The 18,095-nt window shown below is 67.9% G+C and carries 15 protein-coding genes; 9 read left to right on the forward strand and 6 right to left on the reverse strand.

Annotation, left to right across the window (positions count from 1 at the left end):
- Positions 1-401 (reverse strand): prepilin-type N-terminal cleavage/methylation domain-containing protein (locus NTY77_14355; GenBank protein ID MCX5796672.1); only part of this gene is annotated, 401 nt, incomplete at its 3' end.
- Between the two features lie 236 nt (positions 402-637).
- Here NTY77_14355 and NTY77_14360 point away from each other — a divergent pair.
- The gene (locus NTY77_14360) at positions 638-3,091 is read left to right on the forward strand and encodes a tetratricopeptide repeat protein (GenBank protein ID MCX5796673.1); all 2,454 of its coding nucleotides are present in this window, start codon (positions 638-640) and stop codon (positions 3,089-3,091) included.
- A gap of 10 nt (positions 3,092-3,101) precedes the next feature.
- Here the strand turns inward: NTY77_14360 and NTY77_14365 are convergent, their stop codons facing one another.
- On the reverse strand, positions 3,102-4,454 hold the full coding sequence (locus tag NTY77_14365) for a hypothetical protein (GenBank protein MCX5796674.1): 1,353 nt from the start codon (positions 4,452-4,454) through the stop codon (positions 3,102-3,104).
- Between the two features lie 177 nt (positions 4,455-4,631).
- Here NTY77_14365 and NTY77_14370 point away from each other — a divergent pair, with 177 nt between their 5' ends.
- Positions 4,632-6,368, forward strand: coding sequence for a glycosyltransferase family 39 protein (locus NTY77_14370; protein MCX5796675.1), 1,737 nt, complete (start codon positions 4,632-4,634; stop codon positions 6,366-6,368).
- A 66-nt stretch (positions 6,369-6,434) separates the two neighbouring features.
- Here the strand turns inward: NTY77_14370 and NTY77_14375 are convergent, their stop codons facing one another.
- Complete coding sequence (locus NTY77_14375; protein MCX5796676.1) at positions 6,435-7,370, reverse strand: C1 family peptidase; 936 nt, start codon at positions 7,368-7,370, stop codon at positions 6,435-6,437.
- A 337-nt stretch (positions 7,371-7,707) separates the two neighbouring features.
- Between NTY77_14375 and NTY77_14380 the strand changes: the two genes are divergently transcribed.
- The gene (locus NTY77_14380; GenBank protein MCX5796677.1) at positions 7,708-9,417 is read left to right on the forward strand and encodes a tetratricopeptide repeat protein; all 1,710 of its coding nucleotides are present in this window, start codon (positions 7,708-7,710) and stop codon (positions 9,415-9,417) included.
- A gap of 28 nt (positions 9,418-9,445) precedes the next feature.
- Here NTY77_14380 and NTY77_14385 read toward each other — a convergent pair whose 3' ends face one another.
- Genes NTY77_14385 through NTY77_14395 form a run of 3 tightly spaced genes read right to left on the reverse strand, consistent with a single transcriptional unit; the run spans position 9,446 to position 12,992 of the window.
- A complete protein-coding gene (locus NTY77_14385) occupies positions 9,446-10,303 on the reverse strand; it encodes a xanthine dehydrogenase family protein subunit M (GenBank protein ID MCX5796678.1) in 858 nt (285 codons plus the stop codon).
- A complete protein-coding gene (locus tag NTY77_14390) occupies positions 10,300-10,749 on the reverse strand; it encodes a (2Fe-2S)-binding protein (protein MCX5796679.1) in 450 nt (149 codons plus the stop codon). The genes NTY77_14385 and NTY77_14390 overlap by 4 nt, the downstream gene beginning before the upstream one ends.
- Positions 10,746-12,992, reverse strand: a complete 2,247-nt coding sequence (locus tag NTY77_14395) for a xanthine dehydrogenase family protein molybdopterin-binding subunit (protein MCX5796680.1) — start codon at positions 12,990-12,992, stop codon at positions 10,746-10,748. Before NTY77_14395 ends, NTY77_14390 begins: the two co-directional genes overlap by 4 nt.
- A gap of 143 nt (positions 12,993-13,135) precedes the next feature.
- Between NTY77_14395 and NTY77_14400 the strand changes: the two genes are divergently transcribed.
- The 6 genes from NTY77_14400 to NTY77_14425 form a co-directional block, all read left to right on the forward strand.
- Entirely contained in the window at positions 13,136-14,824 is a 1,689-nt protein-coding gene (locus NTY77_14400; protein ID MCX5796681.1) for a SpoIIE family protein phosphatase, read from the forward strand.
- Positions 14,815-15,165 (forward strand): STAS domain-containing protein, encoded by a 351-nt coding sequence (locus tag NTY77_14405; GenBank protein MCX5796682.1) that lies wholly within the window; start codon positions 14,815-14,817, stop codon positions 15,163-15,165. The genes NTY77_14400 and NTY77_14405 overlap by 10 nt, the downstream gene beginning before the upstream one ends.
- On the forward strand, positions 15,162-15,968 hold the full coding sequence (locus tag NTY77_14410; GenBank protein ID MCX5796683.1) for an ABC transporter permease: 807 nt from the start codon (positions 15,162-15,164) through the stop codon (positions 15,966-15,968). The genes NTY77_14405 and NTY77_14410 overlap by 4 nt, the downstream gene beginning before the upstream one ends.
- Positions 15,969-15,972: 4 nt before the next feature.
- Positions 15,973-16,803: an ABC transporter ATP-binding protein gene (locus NTY77_14415; GenBank protein ID MCX5796684.1), complete on the forward strand. Its 831-nt coding sequence runs from the start codon at positions 15,973-15,975 to the stop codon at positions 16,801-16,803.
- 20 nt (positions 16,804-16,823) lie between these two features.
- Positions 16,824-17,951, forward strand: coding sequence for an MlaD family protein (locus NTY77_14420; protein MCX5796685.1), 1,128 nt, complete (start codon positions 16,824-16,826; stop codon positions 17,949-17,951).
- A 35-nt stretch (positions 17,952-17,986) separates the two neighbouring features.
- Positions 17,987-18,095 (forward strand): NAD(P)H-dependent oxidoreductase (locus NTY77_14425; GenBank protein MCX5796686.1); only part of this gene is annotated, 109 nt, incomplete at its 3' end.

Here is an 18,095-nt window from a genome sequence, read left to right on the forward strand (position 1 = left end):
ACGGCATTGGCGGCGTTGGAGCTGAAGATCCCGGTGAGCGAGTTGAATGTGACCGTGTAGGCGCCGTAGTTGGTCGGGGCGCCCGCGTTGCGGGTGATGGTGACTGTCCAGCCCGTGGTGGGAGACCCGCCTACCACGGACGCGGCATTGCTGAAGTACTTGAAGTTGGGCACGCCGGTGTCCAGCAAGTTAGCGTCGCCGGAATAGGCTCCCGCGCGCAAGGCGTACCGGTCCTGGGCCCGCCTCATGGTGCCCACATAGGCCACCGCTTCGGCGACGCGGCCTTTTTCGACGACCTTGAAGTACTGCGGGACGCCGACCGCGGCCAGGATGCCGATGATGAGGACCACCACCAGCAACTCGATGAGCGTGAAGCCTCGGCGTTGCCTCTTGGTCTTCATGAGAATCTGTCTCCTGAAACCGTATCCTGATCCTAGTATAGGGAAAGTATATGAATTATGTGCCGCTGAAATGTGGGCGAATTGTGTTCGGGCCGCGGCCGGCGATGGCTGCGCCCAATAGACCATAGTCGTCGCTATCGACGACCACTCAATACGCCCGCATTGCCTGACCTCCCAATAGGGGCTATAATCCTCTCGGGATGACGACCAGCGGTCGCTTCAGGTTGCATCAGGATATGATCAGGCCGGCCGCCTGGAATCTCGTCTTTCTGCTCATCGCCGCCGGCTTGACCGTCCTGGTCCTGACCTGGAGATTGGGAGACTGGACCGCGGATTACAACGGCTGGACCTGCCGGCCCGGAGACTATCACGTTTCCGAGGGCGAGGCCCTTTTCCACGGCCTGGCCGACCCCGCGGTAGCGCTCAGCATGCCGGGCTTCTCCATCCCCAACGCCCTGTTGTGCAACCACGCCACCGCGGCCGGCCAGATGCTGGCGCGCGGCCTGAGCCTGTTGTCCGGCGCCCTTTTGGTCTTCGCGCTGGGGTCCTTGCTGCATTCCGGCCTCTGCGGCGCCGTCGCGGCGCTCTTGTTCGCCCTGGGCCCGGCGCGCGACCTGTCCTCGGACCGCTGGCTCTACGTCCTGCATGTGCTGCTGGTCGCCGGCATGGTGGTCTGGCGCGCGCAAGCGCCATCCCTGAGGAGGAGCCTGGCCCTCGGCGCGGCCATAGGGATGAGCCTGCTCGTGCTCTCCCCTTTGTTCCTGTTCCCGCTCGTGCTGGTCGGCTATGAATGGCTACGGCGCGGCCGCCGGCCCGATGCGCAGGCGGCGGCGATTGTCCTGGTTCCCCTGGCGGCCCTGCTGCCCTGGGTGCTGATGAATTGGCGGATCCATCAGCGCCTGGTCCTCTTCGAGGACGGCCGGGCCGCCCCGCTGATCGTAGCCGGGGCTCTGGGCTACGTATCCACGGGGCTCACGAACTGGGACGCGGTGCTCGACGGCGTCGCTCCCGGCGGCCACTTGCTCCTCTGGGCGCTGCGTCAGGTCTGCGGGCATCCCTTCGCCTATGCCGCGGCCTGCGCGCAGCGGCTGCTCTATGTGGTCTCGTTCCACCCGCTGCTCTACGCCGGCGCCTTGGCCTCCGCTTGGCTCGGGCGCAAGCGCGAGGAGCATCGGCAGCTGGCGCTCTTGGCGGGCACCTTCATCGCCATCCACTGCGTCGGCGCCGTCGAGGAGCGCTATGGCGAGCCCGTGCTGCCCCTTCTGTGCGCGCTGTGCGCCGCGGGAGCGCTGTCCTGGCTCAAGGCGGAGGCCGGCCGGCTCAGCGGCCGCCTGGCCACGGGCTTCGTCTGCGGCTTCGCGGCGCTCCTTCTGGCCGGCCATGTCTTGGTTGCGCGCCGGGTTCTGGCCTATCCCGGCTTGGCGGCCCGGGACGCGGCTCTGGACCGGGAACTGGCGCGGCGCCCGGCTGACCCATGGCTCTGGTTCGCGCGGGGGAGGCAGCGCCTCGCTGAGCAGCGGCCCTCCGAGGCCGCCGCGGACCTGGGCCGCTCCCTGGCCCTGGCCCCGCGCCCTGAGTGGCGGATGCCGTACGCCTGGGCGCGCGTGCTGCCGGCTGGCCCCCGGCGCGCGGTCTGGGAGCGGATGCCCCCGACCACGTTCGATACCCCGGCCGGATTGCGGCACTACGCTTTCCGGGTCCGCCATGGACTTCAGTCCGGCCGGCGCCGGGAGGCCAAGGAGGACCTGGACCTGATGCGGGACATCTGGACCGGGCTCCCCGTCTTTCATAAGGAATCGGAATCGGCCTTGGTCAGGCCCCGCCAGGATGCCTGGTTCCAGCGCGACCGGCGGTGGTTCAACGACGTCTTATCCTGCTGGCCGGCCCGGGAGCATCCGGCTTTGCTGGGGGGGCTGGACGACCTGATGGCCGCAGAGCCCGCCCGAGGGGCGGCGCTGGCGGAGCTGTGGCTGAGCGAGGCCGCGCGCGCTCAGCGCGGCGGCCAGCGCGAGGCGGCCTTGGCGGCGCTGAGCAAGGCGCAGAGGGGGGACCTGGAGGCACCGCAATTCCAGCAGTTGAGCCTGCTCTATGAGCGTCTGGGGCAGGAGGGCCGGTCCTTGGAGGTGCTTGAACGGGGGCATGCCCTTCACCCCGGCGACGGGAAGCTGTGGCGCGCCCTGCTGGCTTGGCGCCTGCGCCGGCTGCAGGGCATCTCCGACAGCGGCCTCCTGCTCGACTTGGCCGATGCGGCCGCGCAGACCGGCGAACAGTCGGCGGCCATGAGCTTCGTGGCTAGGGCGAGGGAGCGCAATCCGGGGGCCCGGGAGCTGGGCCGCATCGCCATGGTCCTCCAGCAGTTGGGGCGGCACAGGCAGGCGCTCGAGGTCCTCGACGGCCTGGCGCGCGCCTATCCCGGGCAAGCCCGCTGGCTCAGCGACCGGGGCGTGCTCAAGATGCTCATGGGAGACCGGCGCGCGGCGGCCGACGACTTGGCCCGCGCTGTCGAGCTCGACCCGGGCTACCTGCCCGCCTGCCTGAGCCTGGGCGCGCTCTACGCTTCCTCGGGACGCCGGCAGGACGCGATCCGCTTATACGAGCGGTCTTTGGCCAGGCCCGTTGCGGCCGGCGATGCCGAGGCGCGCTCCCTGAGGGAGAAGGTCCGCTCCGAATTGACCGCGCTGCGCCGCTAAAAGGCCGGGCTCAGGGCAGCCGGATCGAGTAGCCCTTGCGCGCCAGCAGGTCCTGCGCCTGCTCGGTGGACATGGCGTCGCGGCAGTTCCACTTGAAGGCGCCGAAATCTTCCAGACCCACGAGCAGGCACTCGATGGCCTGCTTGACCTGCGGGTCGCTGGCGCGCCGCAGCTCGCGGTAGAGGCCTTCGTAGAAGTTGACCTCCTCCGAGGACTGCCCGCGCACGCACCAGTAGCGGGCGTGGATGACTCCGTAGCCGGCCGAACTGCGCACCGGGCCGCCGGTGGCGTCGCCCGAGGAGCCCGTGAAGAAGTAGTACTGCTCGTCGTAGCGCTGCTTGTCGGCTACGAGGTAGACGGCGTTATCCGCCAGAGGCGCGATGCCGCCCTGCCGGTACTGCCCGCCCTGGCTGGCCAGGATCAGCTCGCGGGTGTAGGGCAGGCGGGCGCCCTGGCTGCGGCAGTACATCTTGCCCACGGTCGCGGTGGCCTCGGGCTGTCCCGGAGGCGACGGGAGCCAGGTCAGTGTCGGCTGCGGATCGACCCAGTCGCCATACTCGTTGGCCTGGAAGAAATCGAAGAGCTGGCGGGCCAGTTCCGGAATGACCCCGTTGATGGAGCCCGCGGTGCTGAAGCTGCGGGAGTTGCCGCCGACGAGCTTCTCCAGCGTCAGGGTGACCTGGATGTTGCTGCCGCCCAGCAAGGTGTAGGAGCCGTGCATCAGGTAATCCACCCCTTCGAGGACCACCACGGCCGACTGGTCGCCCGAGGCGCCGCTCTTGACCTGCTTGTAGGCGGCCGACGCGGGCGAGACGAACTCGATGCGGCGCTGGCCGTCGCGCAGCCGGTTGCCGCTGAAGAGCTTGTCGAGCTCGGCGCGCAGGTTGTGCTCGAAAGAGGTCTGCAGGCCCTGCACGGCCTCGTCTTTGTGCTTGGCGTGCATCTGATCGAAGGTGAGGATGGCACCTATTATGGTCTTGGCCAGCGCGTTGAGGTCCGAGTTGGTGCTGACCAGCGGGATGAGCAGATCGCCGAACTCCTGCAGCATCATCTTGCGCACCATGTCCCGGTTCTGGCTCATGGTGTAGGCGAACTCGGCGTAATCGGCCCCGCGCACGAACACGATCTCGGGCCAGACGCGGGCCGTGCGCGTCCGTTCCACGAACTCCGGGGCCGTCGCGGCGGCGACCGCGGGCTGGGCCGCGGCCATGGCCTGCCGGCCCTGCACGGCGAGAGGGGGCAGCGCGGGGAGGCTGACGCCCTGGTCGAAATCGATGGGGCCCTCCGCGGCCGCCGCAAAGACGGGAGCGCAGGAGAACAGCGCCGCCAGCGCATAGCCCAGCACCAGCCGTTTGTCGCTCATCGTGAGGAGACCTCCGTGGCAGTGTCCGCTGCCGGATATAAGGGTATAAAAGGGCGGGGCCTGCCACGAAGGGTCCGGCGGGGCAGGTCGGCCGCGGCATAGGGCCCATCCTTTTTTGGGCCCGCCGACCTAACGGGAAAATAGTAAGGTATCCCTACCCAAGCCGGGAGAGGGGACATGAGAGCGACGCTCCGCAGGGCCGCGGCATCCGCCTGGGCCGTGCAATTGCTCCCGGCCGTCGCCGTGGGGCTGGCCCTGCGCCTCTATCTGCTCCCCGACCAGATCCTGCTCGACGACGAATGGCACGCCCTGAACTTCGTGCTGAGCAAATCGCTGCCTTCCGTCTCCATGCGCCATGGGCTGGGAGCCAACTGCATCCCTCAGAATATCTATTCCTACCTGCTGCTGCATAGCGCCGGCTGGTCGGAGATGCTGCTGCGGCTGCCTTCCTTGGTGTGTTCCGCTTTGGCGCTCGCGATCCTCCCGTTCATGGTGCAAAGGATCTGGGGCGGGCGCGTGGCCGTGATCTTCGCGTATCTGCTCGCCATATCCCCGTGCGTCATCTTCTATTCAAGATTGTGCCGCCCCTATGCCGCGGTCTTGTTCTTCGGCATGTTCTCGCTCCTGTCCCTGTTCCGATGGCTGCGGGAGGACAAGCTCTCTCATATGCTGGGCTACGCCGTCGCCGCGTTCATGACCGTCTACCTTCACCTTTATGCGGCTCTTTTCGTCGTGACGCCTCTGCTCTGCCTCTTCGGCCTGCGCCTGCTCAAACGCCTGGGTCAGGTCAGGACCACGCTGCCATCCACTCTGCGCCTGAGCCAAGCCGCGGCGATCATCGTCGTCTTGGCGGCGCTGCTCATAGCCCCCGCCAACATCGTCAACCCCTGGTGGATGGCGGTCTCCGGATATTCGGGCGCGACCTGGCAGACCTGGCGGGATTTCTGGAGCCTGCTGAGCGGAACGCACTGGGGGGCCCTGCAGCTCATCTTCGCCGCCTTGGTGCTGCCGGGGTTCTTTTTCGTCCTTCGCGACGATCGCGTCATCGGCGGCCTGCTGCTGACCTGCGTGCTCGCCTTCGTCCTGCGCGTCTGCACTTCGTCGCAGGAAGGCATCGATGTGGCCATCCAGATCGCCCGCTACGGGATCATCCTCTTCCCGATCGCGTTCCTGCTGGCCGCCGTGTCGTTGGCGCGGCTGCTGGAGCGCCTGTCGTCGCGGCTGCCCAAAGGGGAGGGACCGGTGATAGCGGCGCTCGTCCCCGCCGTGGTCGCGGCCCTTTTCCTCGGCTTCGGCCCATTGCGCGGCATCTATCGCCGCCCGAACAACTTCACCAACCAGTCGGCTTTCCAATACAGCTACGAGCCCACGGATTGGAGCGTCACCCGCGAAAGGGGATTCTACAAGGGCAAGGGCCTGACCATGAAGAAGACGGATGTCCCCGAGGTCTATTTCAAGCTGGCCTCGGCTTCGGGTATCGCCGGCATCATCGAGTATCCCATGATGCTCGGAGACCATTTCAACCAGTACTACTATTATCAGGTCTTCCATCGGAAAAGGACGGCCATCGGCTATATGCCGAACGGCCAGTTCGAGCCCCTGCCCTCGAAAGACGATTTCATCTACGGCAATGTTTCGCTGGATTACATCTTCCGCCGCATGCCTTCCGTGCCGGAAGGCAGCATGCATTTCAGGAACCTGGTGGCCCTCAACGACACCCGGCGCTTGCGGGCCTCTTTCTCGCAGTGGCTCATCATCGTCCACAACAACATATGGATCGAAAGCCTCCCCGGCTTGCATCTGCCCGACACCGGCCCGGATGCGGGCATGGAGGCGATCGCCCGCTTTTTGGCGGAGCAAGGCCATCGGATGGTCTATAAGGACGCCAAGCTCACCATACTGCAAGTCCCCTGAGCGGGCCCCAAAGAGGCTCCCGGCGGAAGACGCGGCTTCCGCCGGGAGCTCTGGCGCTGGACGGCTTTAGAAGTCGAAGTAGGCGGCCAGCCCGGCGACGCTGTTGCACCTCTGGCCCTTGGCGTCGGTCATCTTGGTGCGCATGTAGCCGGCCTCGCCCCAGGACTTGCCCCAGCTGTTGCGCAGGATCCAGACGCCCTTGCCGGGCGGCAGGTTGCCGCTCTCGTCGAACTTGGCGCCCTCGTTGTCCCAGCCCACGATGTTGATCATGTGGTCCATCTGGGCCATGGTGCAGCCGTTGTAGACGCCTCCGCTGTAGCCCTGCCAGTCCCCGGCGCCCGCGGCCACCGCGATGGAGATGGGCTTGCGGGAGCTGGCCATGTAGGACTCGATCTCCTGCGCGCTCGGGCCCTGGTTCGGATCGCCGAGCATGTGCCAGGCCTGGATATGCGCGGCCTGCGGCAGGTCCGCGGCGCATTTCCCGTTGCCCTGCTTATAGGGACAGGCGCTGTAGAGGGGCTGGCCGTTCGGGGTCACGAAGTCGGCGGCCGAGTCGAAGTAGCCGCCGTTGCAGCCGTCGGCTTCCTTGGAGTTGTCCACGAGCCACTCCTGGGAGAGCCGCCCGGGGTCGCTGCCGCCGAGGGCGTGGCCGTCGCGGTGCGTGGCCGTGAGGCTGAAGGCCCAGCAGGAGCCGCACATGCCCTGGTCCTCGACCTGGGTCAGGCCGGGGCGCAGGTCGAGGGTGTCCGGGATCGCGCCCATGAAGGCCTTGAAGCTGTGCCAATAGGCGGAGGGGAGCTCCTTGACGACCAGGCCCATCCCGTGAGCCTTGCGCTCTCCGGAGGTCTGGTAGGTCTTCACCGTGTCCAGCTTGGCGTCCAGCGTGCTCACCACGCCCTTGACGTCCACGCCTTGATCGAAGTCCACTTTTTCCGCGGCGACTGCTCCGGCACCGAACAGGGACACGCACAGGACGGACCCTACGAGCCATTTCTTGAGCATTCTTGCCTCCGATTCATTGCCATGCGCACTCGGCGTTGCTGCGTTGGTGCGATTCGGGAAGAGCGCGGGTATGGCTGTATCTGCCAATCGCGATTATACTACAAATCGGGGCCAAAGGACCCAGACGCCGGATAGGCCTTTTGGGAACCTCTGCGGATCTGCGCGATTCCTCGTCGAGGAACGGCCGGAACCGGCGGTTCGGGGCCGCGGGTCTTTTCGCAAAAAAAGCTTGACAAGGCCCCGGGCTGGTCTCCGGCGAAACCTTTCCGCAATCCCGATTTGCTCGGCGTCGGTATGGTATCATACGATGACTTGCGGCTCTAAGCCTGAACGCCCGATGCGCTCCCAAGATCGCTGGATATCCTGGTCTGTCGCGGCCGCGACCTTGATCGTCTTCCTCCCGGCGCTCCGGTTCCAATTCGTGAATTTCGACGACGGCAAGTACATCCTGGCTAATGCCCGTTACCTGGGATTCGGCTGGGCGAACCTCCGCTGGATGTTCTCGACGATGACGGCCGGGCATTACCAGCCCCTCAGTTGGCTCTCATACGCGCTCGACCACTCCCTGTGGGGAATGAACCCAACCGGCTACCATCTGACCAGCGTCGCGTTGCACTGCGCCAACGCCGCCCTCGTCTACCAGGTGTCTCTGCGGCTCCTCCGAGCCGCGTCCCCGGAGAAGTCCGGCAGCGATATCGCCGCCATACAGGCGGCCGCCGCGTTCGCGGCCCTGGTCTTCGCGGTGCACCCGCTGCGGGCGGAATCCGTGGCCTGGGTGACCGAAAGACGCGATGTGCTGTCCGGGTTTTTTTTCCTGGCCACCATCCTCTTCTATCTGGATGACCGGCCTGCGGCTTCGTTGACCGCGTATGTCTTGTCGCTTTCGGCCAAAGGGATCGGGGTGTCCCTCCCGCTCGTCCTGCTGTTGCTGGATCTCTATCCACTGCGACGCCTGCGCCGCGGACAGCGGGGCTGGAACGTCTGGGAACTCTGCCGCGGCAAGCTCCCGTATCTGGTCTTGGCGGCGGCTTCCACCGCGGTCGGCGTCTACGCGATGGGGCACGGCGACGCCATCCGAAGGCCAACGGGCGCGCTGCTGTGGGCAGCCCGCATCCTCTACGGGGCGGCGTTCTACGCGCGGAAAACGCTCCTTCCTTCCGGGCTGATCCCGTTGTATGAGATCGTGCCCGGGGAAAGCCCGCTGGCGCCGCGCTACGTTCTGGGCGCTCTGCAGGTCCTGGCGCTGGTCTCTGTGGTGATCGTTCGCCGCCGCGAGTGGCCCGCGCTGCCGATCGCCTTCGCCTGTTACCTTGCGCTGCTCCTGCCGGTCTTGGGGATCGTGCCCTTCGGGACCTATCTGGTCGCGGACCGTTATAGCTATCTGGCCTGTCTGAGCTGGGCCGTCCTCGGCGCCGCCATCCTGCGCATCGGCGCGGCCTCTCCCGACGGCCGGCGCCGAGCCGCCTGCCTCGCGGCCGCGGCGGCCTTCGTCTGCGCGCTCGCAGTCCAGACGCGCGCCCAGATCATGACCTGGCGCGACTCGGAAGCCCTCTGGCGCCATACGCTCGCCGTCGATCCCGCGCATCCGCTGGCCCACAACAACCTCGGCATCCTTCTGGCCGGCCGGGGCGGCTACGCGGAGGCGGCCGCCCACTACCGCAGCGCGATCGCGGCGCGGCCGGACTACGCGGACGCCCGCAACAACCTCGCCATCGCTCTGGAGCAGCTCGGTCAGGCCGCCGCCGCCCGCGACGAGTACCGGCGGTCCCTGGCGCTGCGGCCCGACGCCGAGGTGGACGTCAACCTAGCCCTGCTGCTGGCCGCGCAGGGCGACGCGGCCCAAGCCGAGACCCTTTACCGCGACGCGCTCCGTCTCGACCCGGGCAACGTCAAGGCCCACAACAATCTCGCGATCATCCTGCTCAACCAGGGGAAAGCCGACGAGGGCATCGCGCATCTGCGTGAGGCGATCCGGCTTCAGCCCGACTACGCGCTGCCGCGCCGAACGCTCGACTGGGTCCTGCGGCGCCTCGGGCGACGGCCATGACGGACGCGCCTCTCGACCAGGACCATGATCAGCCCAGCAGGAAGTCGGAGAGCAGGTTCTGGGAGACGTGCAGGCGGTACGCGGCCGTGGAGCGCAGGTCGTCGATGGGCGAGACGTCCTGGGCGAGGAGCTCGCAGGCCTCGGCCGCGGCCTCGGGTGTGAGCCGCCGGCCCTTGACGGACTCCTCCGCGGCTCTCAGGCGCCGCACCGTGGGCGCCATGCTGCCCAAGGCGAAGCGCAGCTCGCGGACCGTGCGGTCGCGCTCCAGCCACACCAGTCCCGCCGCGACCGTCTTGGAGATCGCCATCGCGGCGCGGGTGCCCACCTTTCGGAACAGCTGCCGGTAGGGCTTCTTGGGCAGGTAAGGGATGTCGATGGCCGCGATGAGCTCGCCGGGCTCGAGGCTGGTCTTCTTGACGCCCGCGAAGGTCTGCAGGAACGGCAGCCCTCTCTGCCCCTTGCGGGAAACGGTCTTGACCGTGGCCTCGTAGACCGCCAGCGCCGGGAAGGTGTCCGCCGCGGGCGAGGCGTTGGCGATGTTGCCGCCCAAGGTGCCGCGGTTCTGGATCTGCTCGGCGCCCACCACCGCGGCCGCCTGCGCCAGCAGGGGGAATTCGCGCCTGACCACGGGATCGTCCCTGAGCTCGGCGTGCGTGACCAGCGCGCCGATGGAGAGGCCGGCCGCGGTCTTGCGGATGGCCCGCCATTCCCTCACCCCGGAGAGGTCGAGCAGGCTCTGGCCGTCGGCCTCCCCCATGTTCCAGAGCACCATGTAGTCCGTGCCGCCGGCGAAAGGCCTGGCCGAGGGGTTGCCGGCGAAGCGGGCGACCGCCTCGCCGGCGGACTCCGGCCGCAGCACGGTCATGCTTTGGGGCGAGCCTCTCATCGCTTCCTCCCCTTAGGAGTTTTGGTCACGGACTCCACGATGTGCACATAGCCGGTGCAGCGGCAGAGGTGCCCGGCCAGGCCGATGCGCACGGCGTCCGCGTCGGTCTCCTTGAGACGGGAGGCGGTCATGAGGATGCCGGGGGTGCAGAAGCCGCACTGGGCCCCGGCATGCTCCGCGAAGGACTTCTGCAAGGGGCTCAGGCGTCCGGGCTGGCCCAGGCTCTCCACGGTCTCGACCCTGCGGCCGGGCAGCTGGCAGACGGGGATGAGGCAGCTGGCGACGGGCTTGCCGTCGACCAGCACGGTGCAGGCCCCGCACTCGCCCTCGCCGCAGCCTTCCTTGGTGCCGGTGAGGCCGAAATCCTCGCGCAGGACGTCGATGAGCCGCTTGAAGGGGGGGCCTTTGTAGTTCCGTTTCTTCCCGTTGACGGTGAAGGAGATCATAAGGGCCTTTGCGCCTTGAGGAACTCCGCGCAGATGTCCTCGGGCCGGATGGGGATCGCGTGGAACCGGAAGCCGGTGGCGTCGCGCACCGCGGCCACGACCGCGGGCGCGGGCAGGTCCATGGGCATCTCGCCCAGGCCTTTGGCGCCGTAGGGGCCGCGGGAGTAGGGTTCCTCGACCAGGAACACATCCATGGGCGGGGAGTCCGCGAAAGTCGGGATGAGGTAGTTGGTGAACTGCGAGTTGCGCATCCAGCCGCCGCGGAAGTCGGCGTATTCGAGCAGGGCCCAGCCCAAGGCCTGGTTGGTGCCGCCCATGATCTGGCCCTTGGCCAAGGTGGGGTTGATGGCCTTGCCGATGTCCTGCGCGGTCGTGACCCGGCGCAGCTTGACCTCGTAGGTCAGGCGGTCGACTTCCAGGTCCACCGCGACGGCGGCGTAGCTGAAGACCCCGTAGGCTTCGCCGCGGTAGAGGTTGTCGTCCCAGGTGATGTCCGCGGGCTTCTCGTATTGGACCTCGAAGCGCCGGGCCGGCTGGCCGTTACAGAGGAGCTTGGCGGCTCTCTTCAAGCCGGCGCGATCCTGGGGGACCCGGCCCGAGGCCCTGACCAGCTCCAGCTTGAGCTGTCCGGCGGCGCGCTCGATGAGCCGGCCGATGACCATGGTGGTGCGGCTGGCGACCGTAGGCCCGCTGTTGGGCACCAGCGCCGTGTCCGGGACCTCGACCTGGATCAGGGCCGGGGGCAGGGCCAAGGCGTGGGCCGCGATCTGCGTGAAGATGGTCCCAGCGCCCTGGCCGAGGTCGGTCGAGGCGGCCAGGACCTTGATGCCGCCGTCCTTGGTCAAAGAGACCGCGGCGCGGCTGGCCAAGGTCACTTCGCCGCTGCCGGTGAAGCCCGCCCCGTGGTGGCAGAGGGCCAGACCGATGCCTCTCCAGGTGGGTTTGCCGGGATCGCGGTTCCAGCGGGCGTGGGCCTTGCGCTTCTGGTCGTAGCGGGCCTTCTTGACGCAGAGCTCGAGGCACTTGGAGGCGCCTACGCTCTCCTTCAACTCCTGGCCGGTGGAGGTGATGGAGCCGACCTTCCAGGCGTTGCGGCGGCGCAGTTCCAGAGAGGAGAGGCCCAAAGTCGCGGCGATCTTCTCCATCTGGAGCTCGGCCGCGAAGATGGCCTGGGGCACGCCGAAGCCCCGGAAGGCCCCGTTGGGGGGGGTGTTGGTGGCGAGCACGCAGGAGCGCACGCGCACGTTGGGGCACTCGTAGGGGCCGGTGGCGTGCAAAGTGCCGCGCGAGAGGACGACGCCCGAGCAGGTGGCGAAGGCGCCGCCGTCCATGAGCAGGGTGATGTCCTGGGCCAGGAGCCTGCCGTCCGCGCTCACGCCGGTCTTGTGCCTGACGATCGCGGGGTGGCGCTTGGTGGTGGCCGCCATGTCCTCGGCGCGGTCGTAGATGAGCTTGACCGGCTTGCCGCTCTTGAGGGCCAGGAGCGCGGCGTGGCCGGCGATGAGGGAGGGGTAGTCCTCCTTGCCGCCGAAGGCGCCGCCGGTGAAGGCGCTGATGACGCGGATCTTTTCCGGGGGCCGGTTGAAGATCTTGACCAAGGCCTTGTGCACGTAATAGGGGCACTGCAAGGAGCCGTGGACGACGATCGTGCCGTCGCCTTCCACCCAGGCGGCCATGCCGTGGTTCTCGATGTAGGCTTGCTCCTGGTGGGGAACCCGGTATTCGCCTTCCACGATGCGGTCGGCCCGGGAGAAGCCTTCGTCGAGGTTGCCCTTCTCTATGAGGAACTTCTTGAAGATGTTGTCCTCGCCGCGGAGGAGCCGCTTCTTGGCGAGGGAGTCCTCTATGGAGAGGACGGGCTCTTCCTCTTCATACTCCACCGCGATGTGCTTGAGGGCCTGGTAGGCTTGGGCGCGGTCCGGGTGGCCCACGATGAGGATGGGCTGCATGGGGTGCAGCACCTTGTCCTCGGTGAGGAGGGGCTGGTCTTGCTCGATGAACAGGACGTTGTTGAGGCCGGGGATGTCCGCGGCGCGGGCGATGGCGAATTGGTGCCAGGGGAAGGAGGGGTCGAAGGTGATCTTCTTGATGCGTCCATGGGCGATGGCGGTGCGCAAGGTGGCGGCGTGGAGGCAGCCGGGGAGCTTGTAGTCGTCGATGAACCTGGCCGCGCCGGTGAGCTTCTGGGGGGCGTCGGTGCGGTTGACGCCGATGCCGACCTGGACGGGGGAGGGGCGGGCCATGCGAGGCTATTCTACCAACCGTGGGGAGGGGAAGGCAACGAAGAACCCAGGACCGCCGCGGCCGCCGACGACGATGGCCGCGCCGTGCGAACAGACATCCCTGTCATTGTTTCCCGCATTGCCGGAATGCTAGTCTTGCCCTGATGCGGTCCCGCGAGCCGAAGGCCTCCGTTGCGGTCGCGGACCTCGAACGCCTGCTCGACCTCTCGGCCCTGCTGACCTCGACGCTGGACCTGCCCTCCGTGCTGACCAAGGTGCTCCAGAACGCCGAGGCGCTCATGCAGGCCGAGGCCTCCAGCGTCATGCTGCACGACGGCGTCGCCCGCGAGCTCTACTACGAGGTCGCGCTCGGCGAGGCGGGCGGCCGGATCAAGGAGCAGAAGCGCCTCAAGGTGGGGGTGGGCATCGCGGGCTGGGTCGCCGAGCACCGGACGCCCCTGCGCATAGAGGACGCCTACCAGGACCCGCGCTTCTTCCGGGACTTCGACAAGAAGACGGGCTTCCACACCAAGAGCATCCTCTGCCTGCCGCTGCTGGCGCAGGACAAGCTCATCGGCGTGGCCCAGATCATCAACAAGAAAGGCGCCCCCTGCTTCACCGCCGAGGACCAGGCCCTCTTCACCCGCTTCTGCCACATCGCGGCCGTGGCCATCGACAACGCGCTTCTGCACGAGAAGCTCCTGGCCCAGGACCGCCTGCAGCGCGACCTGCAGCTCGCCGAGGAGATCCAGCGGGCGTCTTTGCCCTCGGACATCCCCTTCGTCGCCGGACTGCGCGTGGAGTACCGCAGCCAAGCCTGCCGCCACGTGGCCGGAGACGTGCTCGACATCTCCCGTCTCGACGACGGCCGGCTGGCCGTCCTGGTGGGGGACGTCTCGGGCAAGGGCGTGCCGGCCGCGCTCTTCGCGGCGAGATTCTCGGGCGACTTCGCCTTCCACTGTCACGGCGGCACCGCGGGGGGAGAGCTCTTCACGCGCCTCAACCGTCTGGTGGCCGAGCGCTCCACCCGGGGCATGTTCATCACCGCGGTCCACGCCGTGTTCGACCCCGCCACCGGGGTCGTGAGCCTGGTCAACGCGGGCCACGTCATCCCGGTCATCGTGGGCCCCAAGCCCGGGGACCTGCGCCTGTCGCGCACGCCCGAGTTCCCGCCCCTGGGCATCGTCGAGGAGCTGGTCTACGAGGCCGCCGAGGTGCGCCTCGAGCCGGGCGAGCGCATGGTCCTGATGACCGACGGCGTCGCCGACGCCCGGTCGCGCGAGGGCGGGACGTTCGGCGAGGCCGCCGCGCGCGCCGCGCTCAGCGAGCGTCCGGCGGTCGCGGTGCCGCGCCTCATGAAGGCCGTCCGCGAGTTCACCGCCCACGCCGCGCTGGCCGACGACATCACCATCGCGAGCGTGGGCACCGGCGACTACCAGGAGCGCGCCGTCCCTTCCCGGACCGAACAGCTCGGCGCCATGCGCGCCTTCGTCGCCGAGCGCGCCGCGGCGCACGGCTTCGACGAGAGGATGCAGGGGCGCATCAGCCTGGCCGTGGACGAGGCCCTGGCCAACATCATCAAGCACACCTACGCCATGGACCCCGGGGGGCGCATCCGCGTGGGCGTGGGCTGGGGGGGCGGGGAGCTGGCCATCCACATCCGCGACTGGGGCCCCAAGCAGGACCCCGGCCGCTTCGCCTCCCGCGACCTCGCGGAGTTGCGCCCCGGCGGGCTGGGCCTGCATTACATGCGCGAGGTCATGGACCTGGTGGAATTCGACGCGACCCTGCTCGACGGCAACGAGCTGCATCTTCTGGTCGCCAAGCCCGGGGGAGAACGGCAATGCAAGTGACCCAGGAGACGCTGCCCCGGACGGCCTCGGGCGACGCGGTCGTCATCTCGCCCTCGGGCAGCGTGGACATGCACGAGTCGCCCAAGCTGCGCGCGGTGCTGCTCGCCGAGATCGCCAAGAAGCCCGCCGTCGTGGTGGTGGACCTTTCCCTGGTCTCCTTCATCGACAGCTCGGGCGTGGCCACTCTCGTGGAGGCGCTCAAGGCGACCCGGGCCGCGGGGGCGGCTTTGGTGCTCTGCGGCATGAACGCCAAGGTCAAGGACGTCTTCGAGCTCGCGCGACTCGACCAGGTCTTCCGCATCGTCTGCACCCGCCGGGAGGCCCTGGAGGGCGGAGCTTGACGGAGCTTTTGGGCGCGCTGGGGCGGGGCTCCTCCGACTTGCTCGCCTACGTCGGCGGGATGACCTGGCTTTTGGTCGACTCGCTCTACTTCACCTTCGTGGCGCCTTTCGGCTCCCGCCGGCTCAAGATCCGGCGCGACCCGGTCTTCGCCCAGATGGCGCGCGTGGGTTTCGACAGCCTGGGCGTGGTCTGCATCGTCCTGCTCTTCATCGGCATGGTGCTGGCCCTGCAGATGGCCTACATCCTCAAGAAGTTCGGCGTCACCGCCTACGTGGGCAGCGTGGTCGGCCTGGGCATGTTCCGCGAGCTGGGGCCGCTGCTCACGGCCATCGTCATGTCGGGCTACGTGGGCGCCGCCATCGCCGCCGAGATCGGCACCATGTCGGTCAGCGAGGAGATCGAGGCCCTGAGCGCCTCGGCCATCCACCCGGTGCGCTTTTTGGTGGTGCCGCGCCTGCTGGCCACCACGATCATGGTGCCCTGCGTGACCATGATCGGCGACTTCGTGGGGATCCTGGGCGGGATGTTCATCGGCTACACGGTGCTCAAGATCGCCCCGGCGCTCTTCATCCAGAAGCTCATCGAGCCGCTGGTGGTCAAGGACGTGCTCACCGGGGTCTTCAAGAGCGGGGTCTTCGCCGCGGTCATCGCTTTGATCTCCTGCTTCGAGGGCCTGCGCGTCGACTCCGGCGCCGAGGGCGTGGGCCGGGCCACCACCCGCTCGGTGGTGTTCTCCATCGTGATGATCATCGCGGCGGACTGCGCCATCACGACGCTGTTCTACTTCGTGCTGGGGGACTAGGGGCATGGCTGAGGAGCCGGTGATCGCGGTCCAGGACCTGGTCCAGCGGTTCGCGGACCGGGCGGTGCTCGACGGGATCAGCTTCCAGGTCCGGCGGGGCGAGATCCTGGTCATCATGGGCGGCAGCGGCTGCGGCAAGTCCACCCTTCTGCGCGCCCTCATCGGCTCCCTGCGCCCCACCTCGGGCTCCATCAGCCTCTTGGGCGAGGACATCACGCGACTGGACGCCGCCGGGCTCGACCGCATGCGCCAGAAGATCGGCGTGCTCTTCCAGTCCGGGGCCCTGTTCAACTCCCTGACCTTGGGGGAGAACATCGCCCTGCCCCTGCAGGAGCATACGGACTTGGCGCCCGACGTGGTCGAGATCATGGTCAAGATGAAGCTCGAGATGGTCGGCCTGCGCGACTTCGAGCACCTCAAGCCCGCCCAGATCAGCGGGGGCATGAAGAAGCGCGTGGGCCTGGCGCGCGCGCTGGCGCTCGACCCGGAGCTCATGTTCTACGACGAGCCCTCCGCGGGCCTCGACCCGGTGGCCAGCGCCATGATCGACGAGCTCATGATGGACCTCAACCGCAAGACCGGGGTGACTTCCATCGTGGTGACCCACGACATGGGCAGCGCCTTCAAGATCGCCCACCGCATGATCCTGCTCTTCCGGGGGAAAGTGGTGGCCGAGGGGACGCCCGCGCAGATCCGCGCGGCGCCGGACCCGCTGGTGCGGCAGTTCATCAACGGCCTGGCCGACGGCCCGATCCCGATGCGCGTGTCGAAGAAGGACTACGTCGACGACCTGCTGGGCCTGGGCTCGGACATCCTGGAGGAGCGCCGGCTCTGAGAGCGGCTTTTGGGGGGACCATGTACACTCGTTCGGAGATCAAGGCGGGGGCGGTGATCCTGGCGTCGGCCGCGCTCTGCGCCGTCGCCTTGGTGGCGGCCGGCCGCTTCGGCTCGTTCTTCGCCAAGAAGCAGACCCTGCGCGTCCTCTTCACCGACGTGCAGGGCCTCAAGGTCGACGACCCGGTGCAGGTCATGGGCCTGGAATGCGGCAAGGTCCGCGCGCTGACGGTCGCCCATTACCAGGACCAGGCCGGCCTCTCCGTCCCGGCCGTGGAGGTGACGGCTCGTATCGCCTACCCCGAGCCCCTGGCCGATGACACCAAGGTCATGGTGGACTGCTCTTTGACCGGCAGCACGGTGCTCAAGATCGAGCCCGGGCGGTCCGCGCAGCGCCTGGGACCGGACCAGAGGCTGATGGGAGCGGCCCCGGTCTCCATGACCGAGATCGCCAACAAGGCCGGCCTCATGGTCAAGCGCATCGACGAGTTCGTCGCGGACGTGACCGACCGCAACATCTCGGGCGCGGTCCGCGCCTCCGTGCTGAACCTCAAGAAGGTCAGCGATGAAGCCAGAACCGTGATGACCTCCCTGAACCAGACCGTCCCCGGCACGGAGGCCAGCCTCGACCACAGCGTGAAGAACATCGAGTCCCTCTCCAAGTCGCTCAGGGAGTCTTTGGCCGGCAACCAGGCCCGCATCAGCGAGACCGTCATCAACATGCACGCCGCGTCGCAGTCATTGGCCCGGGTCGGGGAGAACATGGACCAGCTCGTGGCCAGGAGCAAAGAGCCCGTCCACGGTGCGGTCAGCGACGCGGCCAAGGCCGCGGCCAACATGAAGGCCCTGACCCGCGAGGTGCGCTGGCAGCCCTGGCTCCTGCTCCACAAGCCCAACGCGGCCGACATCCGCGAGCGCAGCGTCTATAACGCGGCCTTGGAGTTCAGCGAGGGCGCCGAGAGCCTCAACGGCGCGGTCCAGTCGCTGGCGGCCTATATGGCCGCGGCCAAGGGCGACGCGGCCAAGCTCGACTCCGAGAAGTTCAAGGGCCTGGTGGCGCAGATCCACGCGAGCCTGGAGAACTCCGCGGCGCTGGAGCAGCGGCTCTGGCAGCAGCTCACGGAGAAGTCGCGGGAGAAGCTGCGCTGAGCCATGCATCTCGACCCCAGGAGGGCAGAAGAGCCATGAAAGCCATCGCCATCAACGGAAGCCCGCGCCAAGGCGGCAACACGGAGATCCTGCTCAAGAAAGCTCTAGAACCCATCAAGGCCGCGGGCTGGGACGTCGAGCTCC

The organism is Elusimicrobiota bacterium, assembly GCA_026388095.1.
Taxonomy (GTDB): Bacteria; Elusimicrobiota; Elusimicrobia; order UBA1565; family UBA9628; genus UBA9628.

What these genes read in the sequence shown, in the direction of transcription:
- NTY77_14365 (MCX5796674.1), bottom strand. Translation starts at nt 4,454, where the DNA reads ATGAGCGACAAACGGCTGGTGCTGGGCTATGCGCTGGCGGCGCTGTTC.
- NTY77_14370 (MCX5796675.1), top strand. Translation starts at nt 4,632, where the DNA reads ATGAGAGCGACGCTCCGCAGGGCCGCGGCATCCGCCTGGGCCGTGCAA.
- NTY77_14380 (MCX5796677.1), top strand. Translation starts at nt 7,708, where the DNA reads ATGCGCTCCCAAGATCGCTGGATATCCTGGTCTGTCGCGGCCGCGACC.
- NTY77_14375 (MCX5796676.1), bottom strand. Translation starts at nt 7,370, where the DNA reads ATGCTCAAGAAATGGCTCGTAGGGTCCGTCCTGTGCGTGTCCCTGTTC.
- NTY77_14420 (MCX5796685.1), top strand. Translation starts at nt 16,824, where the DNA reads ATGTACACTCGTTCGGAGATCAAGGCGGGGGCGGTGATCCTGGCGTCG.
- NTY77_14405 (MCX5796682.1), top strand. Translation starts at nt 14,815, where the DNA reads ATGCAAGTGACCCAGGAGACGCTGCCCCGGACGGCCTCGGGCGACGCG.
- NTY77_14385 (MCX5796678.1), bottom strand. Translation starts at nt 10,303, where the DNA reads ATGAGAGGCTCGCCCCAAAGCATGACCGTGCTGCGGCCGGAGTCCGCC.
- NTY77_14400 (MCX5796681.1), top strand. Translation starts at nt 13,136, where the DNA reads ATGCGGTCCCGCGAGCCGAAGGCCTCCGTTGCGGTCGCGGACCTCGAA.
- NTY77_14360 (MCX5796673.1), top strand. Translation starts at nt 638, where the DNA reads ATGATCAGGCCGGCCGCCTGGAATCTCGTCTTTCTGCTCATCGCCGCC.
- NTY77_14415 (MCX5796684.1), top strand. Translation starts at nt 15,973, where the DNA reads ATGGCTGAGGAGCCGGTGATCGCGGTCCAGGACCTGGTCCAGCGGTTC.
- NTY77_14390 (MCX5796679.1), bottom strand. Translation starts at nt 10,749, where the DNA reads ATGATCTCCTTCACCGTCAACGGGAAGAAACGGAACTACAAAGGCCCC.
- NTY77_14395 (MCX5796680.1), bottom strand. Translation starts at nt 12,992, where the DNA reads ATGGCCCGCCCCTCCCCCGTCCAGGTCGGCATCGGCGTCAACCGCACC.